Here is a 14,101-nt window from a genome sequence, read left to right on the forward strand (position 1 = left end):
TGTCGGCCGGTTGCCGGCCCCGGCCTCCGGCATCCGACATGGAACAGATGCGTCGCAGATCGTCGTTCTGCACACTGCAGAACGACGATCTGCGACGCATCTGCGCGAGAGCGGCGACTACCGCCCGTCCAGAATTCCGGAACGGGTGCCGTTTTGTCGGGGGTGGCCATGCTGCGGTGGATGCATTTGTAGGGTGGCCCCAGTTTGCGGCCGGGCGGGCCCGGCTCGGATTGTGCGCCGCGGCGCAGGACCGCGACGCCGCACGGGCGCGGTCCTAACCTGGGGGCAGATTTCGAGCGCGGGCGAAGCGGCCCGCGACGACGACCCGATTGGAGCGCATTCGTGACTGACCAGAGCACCGAACTCGTCGACGAGCACCTCGAGGACTCCGACCTCGACTCGGCGGAACCGGGCGGGATCGACATCGAGAAGGTGCACCGCGCGATCCTCGGCACGTGGGCGGAGGAGCGGCAGCGGTCCCGCAAGATCGTCGAGGACCCCGCGATGTGGCGGGACGACATCCTCGCGATGCCCGAGCACCGCGAGCGCACGCTCGAGCAGCTCAAGCTGCTCGCCGAGAAGGGCACCCCGCGCCTGTCGTTCCCCAAGCACCTCGGCGGCGGCGAGAACCCCGGCGGCAACATCGCCGCGTTCGAGGAGCTCTTTCTCGCCGACCCGAGCCTGCAGATCAAGTCGGGCGTGCAGTTCGGCCTGTTCGGCGCCGCGATCATGCACCTCGGCACCGAGCCGCACCACGACCGGTTGCTGCCCGGCGTGATGAGCGTGGACATCCCCGGCGCCTTCGCGATGACCGAGACCGGGCACGGCTCCGACGTCTCCTCGATCGGCACCACCGCGACCTACGACGCCGAGACGGAGGAGTTCGTCATCCACACGCCCTTCCGCGGCGCGTGGAAGGACTACCTCGGCAACGCGGCCCTGCACGGCCGGGCGGCGGTGGTCTTCGCGCAGCTCATCACGAAGGGCATGAACCACGGCGTGCACGCCTTCTACGTGGACCTCCGCGACGAGCACGGCGAGTTCCTGCCGGGCGTGGGCGGCGAGGACGACGGCGTCAAGGGCGGCCTCAACGGCATCGACAACGGCCGTCTGCACTTCACGAACGTGCGCATCCCGCGCGAGAACCTGCTCAACCGCTACGGCGACGTCGCGCCCGACGGCACCTACAGCTCGCCCATCGAGTCGCCGGGACGCCGCTTCTTCGTGATGCTCGGCACGCTCGTGCAGGGCCGGGTCTCGCTCGACGGATCGGCCGCGGTGGCCCAGCAGGCCGCGCTCGCCATCGCCATCACCTACGGCAACCAGCGCCGCCAGTTCGACAATACGGGAAGCGGCCGCGAGACGATGCTGCTCGACTACGGCCGCCACCAGCGCCGCCTCATCCCGCGCATCGCCACGGCCTATGCGTCGACCTTCGCCCACGACGAGTTCCTGCGCGAGTTCGACGCGGTGTTCTCGGGAGAGGGGGACACCCCCGAGCGCCGCGCCGACCTCGAGACGCTGGCCGCCGCGCTCAAACCCACCTCCACCTGGCAGGGCATGGATACGCTGCAGACGGCGCGCGAGGCCTGCGGCGGCGCGGGCTACCTGGCCGAGAACCGGCTGACGCTGCTGCGGCACGACCTCGACGTCTACACCACCTTCGAGGGCGACAACACCGTGCTGCTGCAGCTCGTGGGCAAGCGCCTGCTCGACGACTACGCGGCGAAGTTCAAGGATGCGGATGCGCGCGAGTCGGCGCGACTCGTGGTCGCGCAGGCGGCCTCGCGGGCGTTCCGCGACATCGGGCTGGCGCGCCTCGGCGGCGCCGCGTACGACTTCGGCTCGAGCGCTCGATCGGTCGGCTGGATCCGCCGGCCGGAGAACCAGCGCGCGCTGCTCGCGGCCCGCGTCGAGGAGCCGATCTCGGAGATCGCGATGGCCCTCAACCGCGCGTCCAAGCAGCCGGGCCGGGCCGCCGCCGTCTTCAATGCGCTGCAGGACAAGCTCATCACCACCGCGGGCGCGTACGGCGAGCTCATCCAGTGGGAGGCGTTCACGCGCAAGCTCGAGGAGTTCGAGCCCGAGAGTGAGACGCACCGCATCCTCACCTGGCTGCGCGATCTCTTCGGCCTGAGCCTCATCGAGCGCGATCTCTCGTGGTACCTCATGTCGGGGCGCCTCACGAACAAGCGCGCGCGGCTCGTGAGCTCGTACATCGCGCGGCTCGTCGGCAGGCTGCGCCCGCACGCGCAGTCGCTCGTGGACGCGTTCGGCTACACGGATGCGCACCTGCGCGCGAAGATCGCGTCGGGCGCCGAGCGCGAGCGGCAGGAGGAGGCCGCGGCCTACTACGAGCGGCTGCGGGCATCCGGCGACCTGCCGGAGGACGAGCGCGCGGTCTACCGCGCGAAGCGCAAGCAGGCGAAGCAGTCCAAGCGGTAGCGCCGCAGGGCCGGGTGAGCGACGGGGGTCGTTCGCCCGGTTCGGGCCGTGCCGGATAGGGGCGAATAGCCGAGCAGCGTCGTAGAGCACGATGCCGGGGCTATTCGCCCCTTCGCCGCCGCGCAGAACCCCTATCCCTTCATGAAACCGTCGCCAGAAAATGCGAGGCCGGTCTCGGCCGCTCGCCCGGCTGCCGGATCTCTCCCTCTTCCGGAGCTGCGTCCTGTCGCCCTGGCAGAGCCGCGGCCTGCCACCCGGGCAGAGAGAGCCGCGGCCTGCCGTCCGGGCAGAGCTACGGCCTTCCACCCGGTCATGCATCGGGAAGCGCGGCGGGCGCCACGCAGGCACGCGATCCCGCCCCGCGACTGGCTGCGACCGCCCACGGCCGGCTGCGGCCGCGTCGTATCCGTCGTCATCCGCGAGATCGGCTCCTGCCGCTCCACAGCGCGGCAGCGGGCCTATGAGCCCGGGGCCGCTCCCGCTACGCTCAGTGCCATGACCTTCAACAAGGACTCCCGCTTCGACTCGAGCAACGTTCGACGTCGGCGCCCGTCCTCGGGCGGCTCCGGCTCCGGCGGCAACCGCGGCGGCAGCGGCCTCGGCATCCTGGCGCTGTTCTCGCTGCTCGGCCGGCGCGGCGGGATCGGCGGCATCATCGTCGTCGTCGTGGTCCTGTTCATCCTCAACGCGCTGGGCGTGCCGATCGGCCAGTTCTTCGGCGGCATGTTCTCGGCCATGAGCGGCGACTCCTCGTACAGCGAGGAGGACTTCCAGTGCACCGGCGCCGAGGCGAACGCCTCGACCGACTGCCGCATCGAGGGCGCGTCGGTGTCGCTCGAGCAGTTCTGGCCGGTCGCGGCCGAGGAACTCGGCATCGACGACTACTCCCACCCGTCGATCTACCTCTACACCGGGCAGACCTCCTCGGCCTGCGGCACCGCGTCGAACGCGATCGGCCCGTTCTACTGCCCGGCCGACGCGAGCATCTACATCGACGTCGAGTTCTTCGACATGCTCGTCTCCGACTATGGCGCGGCCGGCGGGCCGCTGGCCGAGATGTACGTCGTGGCGCACGAGTGGGGCCACCACGTGCAGCAGGTGGCGGGCATCCTCTCGAGCGCGAACACGCAGGACGAAGGGCCGTCCGGCGGCGCGGTGCGCACCGAGCTGCAGGCCGACTGCTTCGCCGGGGCGTGGATGCGGGACGCCACGACCGCGGTCGGCGAGGGCGGCGAGCCGCTCCTGCAGGAGTTCACGCGGAGCGACATCGAGCAGACCATCTCGGCCGCGCAGGCGATCGGCGACGACCACATCCAGGAGCAGGCGGGTATGGAGGTGGACCCGGAGCGGTTCACACACGGCACGAGCGAGCAGCGCACGACGTGGCTTCTGCGCGGTTACGAGCAAGGTGTGACATCCTGCAATACCTTCACCGTTTCCGACTCGGAGCTCTAGCCCATGATTTCCATCCAGCTGTTCATGCACCTCCTCGGCTTCGGCCTCGCGGGGCTCATGATCCTGGCCGGCGTGCTGCTCTGCGGGGCGGGCGCGGTCGCGCTGGTGCGGGAGCGGCGGCGGACGGGAACGGATGCGCCGAGCTACTCGAGCGCGGTCGAGTACCCCTCGGAGGACGGCGTGCCCCGCGACTTCGAGGACACTCCGCGCTGGGCGTACGACTTCGCCGAGCAGGGCGAGGATGCGGAGCCCCGCGCCGCCGCGCCGGCCCGGCAGGGCTGGTGGCAGCGCACCGGGAACCGGCTGCTGCTGGGCGGCGGGCTGCTGCTCGTGGCCGGGCTCGTGCTGCTTTACGCGCGCATCCAGCTGCTGTTCTGATCGCCGCGGCCCCAGCCGGGGCCGTGACAGCCGATGGCCGCGCCGGGCGGGTGCCCGGCGCTACCGCGCGACCTCCCCGGGGTAGACCACGCCGATGTCGGCGCGGGCGCGGTCGAGCACCGACATCGCGGTGATCGTCGCCGAATGAGGCATCACGGCCGACTCCGCCCGGCCTGCCGCGAGATCCCGCGCGAAGGACGCGACCTGGTACTGGAAGCCGCCCGGCACCGTCGCATCCCACTCGACGATTCGCGCGCCGTGCACGCCGTCCGCGGACTCCTCCGTGGGCCCGTCGCCGTCGAACTCGTAGAGCCGCAGCGTGCCGGGTGCGAAGAAATCGGCCGGCAGCTCGAGGATACCGTGCTCGAAGGAGAACTCGGCGGGGCAGGCGGCCCGCCCGTCGAGGTTGCAGCGGGCGGTTCCGAGGGCGGCGGCCGTGCGCATGATCACCGCGGCGGAGGCATCCACGGGATGCCCGGCCATGAGCCGGCCGGCTGCGACCACCGACTCCGGCGGCCCGAGCACATCCTCGACGGCCGAGATCGAGTAGACGCCGATGTCGAGCAGCGCCCCGCCGCCCAGCGCCGGCTCCACGAGCCTCGGGACCTCGGCGAGCATGGTGCCGGAGAAGTTCGCGTGGGCGTTGACGGGTGCGCCGAGCAGGCCGTTGCGCGCGATGCGGCGGATGACCTCGAACTGCGGCAGGAAGCGCGTCCACATCGCCTCCATCGCGAACACGCCGCGCTCGCGGGCCGCGGCGAAGACCTCGCGGGCCTCGTCGGCGTTCAGGGCGAAGGGCTTCTCGACGAGCACGGGCTTGCCGGCCTCGACGGCGAGCAGCGCCTGCTCGCGATGCGCCGGGTTGACGGTGGCGATGTAAACGGCGTCGACCTCCGGGTCCTCGAGGAGCTCGCGGTATCCGCCGTACGCGCGGGGCGCGCCGTGCTCCTGCGCGAAGGCGCGGGCCCGGTCGAGGTCGCGGGCGGCGATGGCCTCGACGCGCGAGGAGGAGTATGCGGGCACCTCCTCGGCGAACCGGCGGGCGATGTGCCCGGCGCCGATGATGCCCCAGCGCAGGGCGGGTGCCGTCATCGGGTCGAGGAGCTCGACGCCTTCGGCGAGGCGGGCGAGGGCGGCGGGGAGCGGCGGCAGCACGGCCGGAGCGGTCGTCGTCATGTCCGCGATTGTCCCAGGAGCGGTCGCGGCGCGCGAATCCGTGTCGGGACTTTGGGAAGCTGGGGCCGGGGTTGTTCGGTTGGGGGTGTTGGTGGCGGGGATGTGAGCGCCGTCGGTCGGAGCGGGGTGTGCCGTCGGCCGGACGGGGGTGAGGTGCAGGCTGTCGCGGTGCCGGCGCCCGGCTGCTGTTCCGGATGCGTATGGGCTGCAGAACCCGGTTATGGCGATATGCGCCCTATTCGCATCCGGAACAGCAGGCCGCAAGGCGAACGGGCGCGCGGAGCGCGGTCGCCGACCGGGACCGGGGACAAGGAAGTCGGGCACGGGTGGGCCGGGCCTGGGCAACGGGCACGCCGATCCTGGGCGCGGGCGGGCCGGATCCGTTCGTGGGCGCGCCGATCCTGGGCGTGGGATGCCCGGTTGCCGAACTGAGGAGCAACGAGCCGAAATAGCCGCATGCCGGCGAGGACGCGGGTGTGCCGGGACGAACTGAGGGGGAGCCAAGACGGCGCCGGCCTCATGTCGGGCGCGGGCAGGCCAAACTGGGTGCTGATTGAGGGGCGAGTCGGGACGGCCCCATGCCGGGGCGCGGCTAGGACGAGGCGATGACCTCGAGCACCTCGTCGCCGTACTGCTCGAGCTTGGCGCGGCCGACGCCCGACACCCCGGCGAGCTCGGTGAGGGTGCTCGGCCGGTCGACCGCCATAGCGCGCAGCGTGGAGTCGTTGAAGACGATGTAGGCGGGCACCGACTGCGCCTTCGCGGTCTCGCGGCGCCACTCGCGCAGCGCCTCGAAGCGCTCGAGCTGCGCGGGCTGCAGTTCTTCCACCGCGGCGGCGGATGCGGCGCGGCGCGAGCTGCGCGCGACCTGCGCCGAGACGTCCTTGCGCAGCTCCACCGGCTCGCGCCCGGCCAGCACCTCCGCGCCGCGCGGCGTGAGCTGCATCACGCCGTACTCGCCGACCGCCGCGATGATGTTCATCGCGAGCAGCTGCCGCACTACCGACCGCCAGGCCGCGTCGTTGAGCTCGGTGCCGATGCCGAAGGTCGAGACCTGGTCGTGCCCCTGCGCCGCGGAGCGCTCGGTGCGCTTGCCGAGCAGGATGTCGATGATCGCCCCGGCCCCGTAGGCGCGCCCCGTGGCGCGGTCGAGCCGGACGATGGTCGACAGCAGCTTCTGCGCGGGCACCGTGCCGTCCCACGTCTCGGGCGGCTGCAGGCAGTTGTCGCAGTTGCCGCAGGGCTCGGCCTCCTCGCCGAAGTAGCCGAGGAGCATCTGGCGGCGGCAGCCGGCCGTCTCGCACAGGGCGAGCATGGCGTCCAGGTGCAGCGACTGCTGCCGCTGCCGGAAGGCGTCGCCCTCGCCCTGCTCGATCATGCGGCGCTGCTGCACGACGTCCTGCAGCCCGTAGGCGAGCCAGGCCGTCGCGGGCTCGCCGTCGCGGCCCGCACGCCCGGTCTCCTGGTAGTAGCCCTCGACCGACTTGGGCAGGTCGAGGTGCGCGACGAATCGCACATCCGGTTTGTCGATGCCCATGCCGAACGCGATCGTGGCGCACATCACCACGCCTTCGTCGCGGAGGAAGCGCTTCTGGTTGAAGCGGCGCTGCTCCGGCGTGAGCCCCGCGTGATAGGGGAGCGCGTCGAGGCCCTCCTTGCGGAGGAACTCGGCGGTCTGCTCCACCGACTTGCGGGAGAGGCAGTAGACGATACCGGCGTCGCCCTCGTGCTCCGAGCCGATGAACCGCAGCAGGGAGTCGCGGGCGCGCTGCTTCGGCACGATGCGGTACTGGATGTTCGGCCGGTCGAAGCTCGAGACGAAGTGCTCGGCGTCCTCGAGCTGCAGGCGGGAGGCGATCTCCTGCCGCGTCTGCACGGTGGCGGTGGCGGTGAGCGCGATGCGCGGCACATCGGGCCACTCCTCATGGATGACGCCGAGGCCGAGGTAGTCGGGGCGGAAATCGTGGCCCCACTGCGAGACGCAGTGCGCCTCGTCGATCGCGAACAGCGAGATCCTGCCGCGCTTGAGCAGCGGCAGCGATGCCTGAAGCCGCTCGGGGGCCAGATAGAGCATGTCGAGCTCGCCGGAGAGGAACCGGGCCTCGACCTCGCGCCTCGTGTCGAGGTCAAGGCTGGAGTTGAGGAACGCGGCGTTCACGCCGAGCTGCTCGAGCGCCGCAACCTGATCCTGCATGAGCGCGATGAGCGGCGAGATGACGATGCCGGTGCCCTCGCGCACGATCGCGGGAAGCTGATAGCAGAGCGACTTGCCGCCGCCCGTGGGCATCAGCACCAGCGCGTCCCGGCCCGCGATCACCGCGTCGACGATCTCGCGCTGCTGCGCGCGGAACTCCGAGTACCCCCACACCCGTTCGAGGGTCGACAGCGCCACATCAGTCATGCGTCCAGCCTAGGGGCTGCCCGCGACGCCGGCGCCGGGCAGCCGCGGTCTGTGGACGGCGCCGGCATCCGGGCGAAGCTGTGGAGAAGCGGCTAGTCGCGCTCGACGGGATAGCCCGCGCCCTCCCATTCGTCCATGCCGCCCGAGACGTTCGTCGCGTCGCGGCCGAGGCGCTCGAGGTACTGCACGGCGCGGGCCGATCGACCGCCCGCCTTGCACATGATGTACGCGCCCACCGGCACCTCGTCGAGGCGCTCCGAGAACTCGCTCAGGGGCACGTTCTTCGCCCAGGGGATGCGCACCGCAGCCACCTCGTCCGGTTCGCGGACGTCGATGATCTGCACGTTGGTGCCGAGCGAGAAGAGCTGGGTGGGCGTGATTTCGTTCATGGCCGCATAGTAGAACGGGCGTCCGACTGCCGACGGATATTCGCGGCCGTTGAGGTCGTATTGCGCGGACGCTCTCCGCATATTTGGACGATGACGCTAGGCTCGGTGGCTGGGCGATGACCGTGTCCGGCGCCCGTGGACCTCCGGGCCCATGTGCCGCTCGGATCGTCTTGATGACACGCGATCGATCCGTGGAGCGATTCGCTCCGCGTACGAAGGAGCCAAAGTGACCGACAGCAATTGGAACCAGGCGCCGGGCGGCCAGCCCGGCGGGTTCGGCGGCTCGGGCCAGCCCGGCTACGGCCAGCAGAACCAGGGCCAGCAGCCGGGCCAGTTCGGCCAGACGCCGCAGCCTCCGCAGGGTTTCGGGCAGCCCCCGCAGCCGTCGCAGGGTCAGGCGCCGAACGGCCAGTTCGGTGCGCAGGGCGCGCCGCAGCCGCAGTTCGGTCAGCAGCAGCCGGGCCAGTTTCCCCAGCAGGGGCAGCCGCAGTTCGGCCAGCCCGGACAGTACGACCAGCAGGGCCAGCCCGGCCAGTTCGGCCAGCAGCAGGCGCCCCCGCGTCCGAAGCCGCAGGCCGTGCAGGGCTCGAAGCTCGACTGGCTGCGCGACATCGGCGGCCCCGTGCTGCTGCTGCTCGCCCTCGTCATGGTCTGGGGCGGCGACCTCGAGCGCCGGAACGGCGTCGCGCTCACCGCGGTGAGCATCGCGCCGCTCATCACCGCCATCGTCGGCGCCCTCGGCGGCTTCCTCCAGCTGCTCGCGCGCTTCGGCGTCCTGCCGCTCTCGCCGCAGAGCACCTACTACATCCGGCTCGGCGCGCAGGCGCCGGTCATCGTCACCACGCTCGTCTACTTCGTCTTCGACGCGATGTTCGCGTTCCAGGTGACCGGCAGCAGCGGGCCCTCGCTGCCGCTGTTCGGCCTGGGCGGCGGCGTGGCCGCCGCGCTGGTCGGCGCGGTGCTCATCCTGCAGCCGCGCGACTACGAGCTGCGCGCCATCGGCGGCCTGCAGTCGCCGCTCGGCCGCACCATGTCGCTCGTGGGCAAGACGCTGGCCTACGTGTTCGCCGGCCTGGCAGTGCTCTCCCTGCTGCTCGGCCTCATCGCGAGCTTCATCTACATGGGCCAGGCGGAGGCGTTCGGCCAGATCGTGCTCCTGCTCGCGGTCCTCATCCTCCACCTCGCGCTGTTCGGGCTGCCGGCCGTGCTGTTCCTGCTCGGCTCGGCCCCGGGCCGGCTCGTGGCCATCGGCGTCGGCGCCGCCGCGCTCGTCGCGCTGCTGCTCGACGGCACCTTCGGCCTCGGCTTCTCGATCACCGGCCGCGAGTCGGCGGCGCTGTTCGGCGTCCCCGCGCTCCTCGTCTTCGCGGCCCCGATCGGCGCGCTCGCGCTCTCGCCCGATGCCGAGGCTCGGGTCAAGCCGATGCACCCCGTCGCGCGCTGGTTCAACGGCGCTGGCCTCAGCCTGCTCGTCGTCGCAGCGGTGGCGCTCAGCTTCGTGGTCGCCGCGGTCAACGCGTTCATCCCCGTGGACAGCAACTACCTCGCCATGGTGGAGCTCGAGGGCGGCCGTCTCGTGATGGTCATCCTCATCCTGATCCTCTCGCTCGCGATCGCAGGCGGCGCGGCCTACGGCTACCTGCTGCTCCGCGGCCCGCAGGTCACGGCCTCGCAGACCACCCTCGTGGTCGTCACCGGCGGCATCGCGGTGGCCGGTCTGCTGCTCTCGATCTTCGGACTCATCGAGCAGCGCATGGACGGCTTCGACACCGCCTCCACGCTTACCGCCGTCTACATGTTCGCCGGCACCTTCGTACTGCCGATCATGATCGGGCTCGGCCTGCTGCTGCCGAAGGAGTTGCGCGAGCACTTCCAGAGCACCGGCGGTGCGATGAAGCTCGGCCAGTCGGGCGGCCAGCAGGGCTACGGTCCGCAGGGCTACGGCGGCCAGCAGCCCCAGCAGCAGGGATACGGCCAGCAGCAGTACGGCGCCCCGCAGCAGGGCTACGGTCAGCAGCCGGGCCAGCCGGGCCAGCCGGGCCAGCCGGGCCAGCCGGGCCAGCCGGGCCAGTTCGGCCAGCAGGCCGGACAGGCGCCCCAGCCCGGTCAGCAGGGGCAGCAGGGCTTCGGCCAGCAGGCCTCGCAGCAGCAGGCCCCGCAGCCCCCGGCCTTCGGCGGGCAGGATGCGCCCCGGCAGGACTTCGGTCGGCAGCAGTTCGACCAGCCGACGGACTCGGCGGGTCAGCAGCGCAACGGCGGCGAGTTCGGCCGGCCCTCGGACGACCTCTCCTCGCCGGCCGGCGGCTCCGGCCAGCCGGGCGACCGCTTCGGGACGCAGCAGGATGCGCCGCAGCAGGCGCCCTTCGGCCAGCAGCCCGCGCAGGCCTTCGGCGCTCCCGCGTTCGGCCAGCAGCAGGCGCCCGCTCCCGCTGCGCAGCCCGAGCAGGATGCGCAGACGTCCGCGCCGCAGTCGCGCCGCGAGGCGCAGCGCGCCGAGCAGCCGGCGGACTCGAACGGCGCGACCGAGTCGAAGGGCGGATTCGGCGAGACGGGCTCCTCGAGCCCGTTCGGCCAGTCGGCGTTCGACCCGCCGAAGGCTCCCGAGCAGTCTGCCCAGGCTCCCGAGCAGCCTGGCCAGGCTCCCGCACAGCCCGCGGAGTCGCAGGAGCGCCCCGCCGCGGACGAGCAGACGCCGCCGCCCGCCGAGCAGCCGGCTCCCGCGGCTCCTGCTCCCGGGCAGGACTCCCCGGCCGTCAACTTCGGCGCACCCGCGCAGAGCCAGGCCGACCAGGGCTCCTTCGGGCAGGGCGCCGAGGCGCCGCGCAGCCCCTTCGGCAGCGAATCCGAGAAGCAGGCCGCCGCGCAGGCGCCGGCCGCATCCCCGGCTCCCGCTGCGCCCGCCGAGTCGGAGCGCCCCGGCGCCGAAGAGGCGAGCGACGCATCCGCCGCCTCGGAGGCCTCGGCCCCTGCGGGCCAGGTCGACCTCGCGGCCGCCGCGCGCAAGGCGCTCAACCCCGACACCCCGGCGGAGGAGCTCGACTGGATGAAGGAGCACCGCGAGCTCTGGCCGTACCTCGCCTCGGCGCCCTCGGCGTCGAACGAGCTGCTCGACTGGCTCGCGAAGACCGAGGACCCGACGGTGCTCGCCTACCTGCGCAACCGCGGGCACCAGGTCTAGCCCGCGCCGCCGGCGCACCGACACGGAGCCGCCCTCCCGCTCAGCCGCACTGCGGCGACGCGGGAGGGCGGTTCCGCGTCATCGTCCGGGTTCCCAGGCGTCTGGACGCCCCGGTTCCCGGCTCGGATGGGATGAATAGCCCGGCGGAGGTCTCTATGCGCCCAGCAGCGCTATTAGTCCCGATCAGGTAGGTCGGGCTCCTGTCTTGTGGCCGGTGTTCCTGGCTCGTCGCCGGGTTCTTGCCTTGCGCTGGGGTTCTGGGCTCGGATGGGGTGAATGGCTGGGCGAGGGGCTCTATGTGCCCGGCGACGCTATTCGTCCCGCTCGCGCAGGCCGGGCTCTCGTCTTGTCGCCGAGGTTCCGGGTTTGTCGCCGGGTTCTTGTTTCGGGTTGGGTCCGCGCGCAGATGGGGCGAATAGCCGGGCGAAGGTCCTCACGTGGTCGGCGGGGCTATTCGTCCCGTTCGTGCGGACCGGGTTCTTGCTTCGGGCTGGGGTCCGCGCTCGGATGGGGTGAATAGTCGGGCGAAGGGCCCTACGTGGTTGGCGGGGCTATTCGTCCCGAACGCGCAGGAGGCACAGGCCCGATCGTGCAGGAGGCACAGGCCCGATCGTGCAGGCGGCATGGGCCCCGATCACGCAGACGCCACGGGCTGCGCCACCAGATGCGTCGCAGACTGCGGTTATGCCGGCCTCATCACCGCAGACTGCGACCCATCCCGGAATACCGGAGGCGCGGCCGGGCTAGCCTTGGCGCTATGAAGTTGTTTGCGGCCATTCGCGCGGCGCAGCGGACCCCGCTGCTGCAGGTGGCCAAGTCCGCGCTGGCGGTGGTCCTCTCGTGGCTGCTGTGCGTGCTGCTGCTCGGCGAGGACATGCCGGTGTTCGCGGCCATCGCGACGCTGCTCGTGGTGGCGCCGAGCATCAACCAGTCGTTCACGAAGGGCCTCGAGCGCTCGCTCGGCGTCGTCGTGGGCGTGATCATCGCGGCGCTCAGCAGCCTGGCCTTCGGGGCCGCGTCCTGGGTCGTGATGATCGCCATCCTGGTGGCCATGCTGCTGGCGTGGGCGCTGCGCGCATCCACCGGCATGGCGAACCAGATGGCCATCAGCGCGATGCTCGTGATCGCGCTCGGCGCGGGCAGCTTCGACTACTCGCTGCTGCGCATCCTCGAGACCGTGCTGGGCGCGGTCGTGGGCATCGTGATCAACGCCCTCATCGTGCCGCCCGTGCTCGTCGAGCCGGCCAGGCGCGACCTCGAGCTGCTCGGCAACGAGATCGCCGCATCCATGAAGCGGCTCGCGGACGCGCTCGAGACGCCGCAGTCCACGGGTCAGCTCGACGCGCTCGTGATCGAGGCGCGGCTCATGAAGCCGATGCGCGAGCAGGCCGAGAAATCGATCGAGGAGGGGTTCGAGTCCCTCCGGCTGAATCCGCGCGGGTCGAAGCGCCGCGCCGAGCTCGCGGAGATGCAGCGCCTGCTGACGGGCAAGCTCGGGCCCATGGTGACGCAGGTGATCGGCATGACCCGCGCGTTCTTCGACCACTACGAGGCCTCGCTCCCGGAGGAGCCGGCGGCCTGGGACATCGCCGAGCAGCTCCGCCGCGCCGCCCATGACCTGCGCATGGCGGTCTACGAGGCCGAGGTGGTGGAAGAACCGCTGACCTCGGCGATCCCCGCGCTCACCGCGCCGCTCGTGCTGCGCCCGCCCACCCGCGGCAACTGGGTGCTCATCGGCTCGCTCATGGAAGACCTGAGACGGATCCGCCTCGCCCTCGTGGATGACGAAGCGGTCGAGGACTAGGCTCCGTGCCACGCATCCCCCATAGTGGGAGCATCGACCCGCCCTATCGCGAAGGAGCCCGGCTTTGCCCGCTGGAAGAAGCACGATGACCGCCTGGCTGATCCGCATCCCGATGATCGCGGGCGTGCTGGCCGTCGCCACCATCCTCGTGGTCGCCCTGGTGATCAACCTCGGCGGCGGGGAGGATGCGCTGCCCCGCGAGACCCGCGGGCAGACGGGGCAGGCCGATGACGCCGCGCCGACGCCCGAGGGCGCCGAGACGGAGGAGGTGCGGCCGAGCCCGGGCGGGGACGTCCCCGAGGCGGAGGGCGTCGAGCGCCGCGACCCGCAGGACCCGCTCGCGGTGGGCGCGGTGGATGCGCCGGTCATGATGGTCGTGTTCTCGGACTACCAGTGCCCCCATTGCGCGCAGTGGAACGAGGAGACGCTCCCGGCCATGCTCGAGCACGCGGAGGCAGGCGACCTGCGCATCGAATGGCGCGACATGACGTTCCTCGGCGACGGTTCGGAGCGCGCCGCCCTCGCGAGCTACGCGGCCGCGAAGCAGGACGCGTTCCTCGAGTACCACGAGCAGCTTTTCCTCGACGGCCAGCCCCGGCCCGAGTCCGAGCTGAGCGACGCGGCCCTCGTGGAGCTCGCGGAGGAGCTGGGGCTGGATGGCGAGCGGTTCGCGGCCGATATGGCGTCCGCCGAGGCCGCCTCGGCGATAGCCGAGAACGAGCAGCTCGCGAGCGAGGCCGGCGTGACGGGCACGCCGACCGTCGTGATCGCGGGGGAGCAGATCGCGGGCGCCCAGCCCGTCGAGGTGTACGAGGACGCGTTCGAGGCGGCGCTCGGCGGCGGGCGGTAGCGGCCGCGCCGTCGGCGGGGCGGGC

Annotated in this window: 9 protein-coding genes; 6 read left to right on the top strand and 3 right to left on the bottom strand. The window is 71.8% G+C overall.

Features of this window, described 5'->3' with window-relative positions; genetic code table 11:
- Positions 1-417: 417 nt before the first annotated feature.
- From FM112_RS09885 to FM112_RS09895, 3 genes are all read left to right on the top strand, one after another.
- Positions 418-2,445, top strand: coding sequence for an acyl-CoA dehydrogenase (locus tag FM112_RS09885; RefSeq protein ID WP_254910447.1), 2,028 nt, complete (start codon positions 418-420; stop codon positions 2,443-2,445).
- 495 nt (positions 2,446-2,940) lie between these two features.
- Complete coding sequence (locus tag FM112_RS09890; RefSeq protein WP_176386776.1) at positions 2,941-3,900, top strand: neutral zinc metallopeptidase; 960 nt, start codon at positions 2,941-2,943, stop codon at positions 3,898-3,900.
- A 3-nt stretch (positions 3,901-3,903) separates the two neighbouring features.
- Positions 3,904-4,278 carry a hypothetical protein gene (locus FM112_RS09895; protein ID WP_087007002.1) on the top strand — a complete coding sequence of 125 codons (375 nt, stop codon included), beginning with the start codon at positions 3,904-3,906 and terminating at the stop codon, positions 4,276-4,278.
- Between the two features lie 60 nt (positions 4,279-4,338).
- Here FM112_RS09895 and FM112_RS09900 read toward each other — a convergent pair whose 3' ends face one another.
- The 3 genes from FM112_RS09900 to FM112_RS09910 all read right to left on the bottom strand — a co-directional run bounded on the left by FM112_RS09900 (position 4,339) and on the right by FM112_RS09910 (position 8,244).
- Complete coding sequence (locus FM112_RS09900; RefSeq protein WP_087007004.1) at positions 4,339-5,454, bottom strand: Gfo/Idh/MocA family protein; 1,116 nt, start codon at positions 5,452-5,454, stop codon at positions 4,339-4,341.
- Positions 5,455-6,046: 592 nt separating this feature from the next.
- A complete protein-coding gene (gene recQ / locus FM112_RS09905) occupies positions 6,047-7,855 on the bottom strand; it encodes a DNA helicase RecQ (RefSeq protein WP_087007007.1) in 1,809 nt (602 codons plus the stop codon).
- A gap of 92 nt (positions 7,856-7,947) precedes the next feature.
- Entirely contained in the window at positions 7,948-8,244 is a 297-nt protein-coding gene (locus FM112_RS09910) for a rhodanese-like domain-containing protein (protein ID WP_087007129.1), read from the bottom strand.
- Between the two features lie 226 nt (positions 8,245-8,470).
- Between FM112_RS09910 and FM112_RS17250 the strand changes: the two genes are divergently transcribed.
- From FM112_RS17250 to FM112_RS09925, 3 genes are all read left to right on the top strand, one after another.
- Positions 8,471-11,422, top strand: a complete 2,952-nt coding sequence (locus FM112_RS17250) for a hypothetical protein (protein WP_176386777.1) — start codon at positions 8,471-8,473, stop codon at positions 11,420-11,422.
- A gap of 757 nt (positions 11,423-12,179) precedes the next feature.
- A complete protein-coding gene (locus FM112_RS09920; protein ID WP_087007009.1) occupies positions 12,180-13,226 on the top strand; it encodes an aromatic acid exporter family protein in 1,047 nt (348 codons plus the stop codon).
- 85 nt (positions 13,227-13,311) lie between these two features.
- Entirely contained in the window at positions 13,312-14,076 is a 765-nt protein-coding gene (locus FM112_RS09925) for a DsbA family protein (protein WP_087007011.1), read from the top strand.
- The last annotated feature ends 25 nt before the right edge of the window (positions 14,077-14,101 follow it).

Origin of the sequence: Gulosibacter sp. 10, from assembly GCF_900163695.1 — a bacterium.
Lineage (GTDB): Bacteria > Actinomycetota > Actinomycetes > Actinomycetales > Microbacteriaceae > Gulosibacter.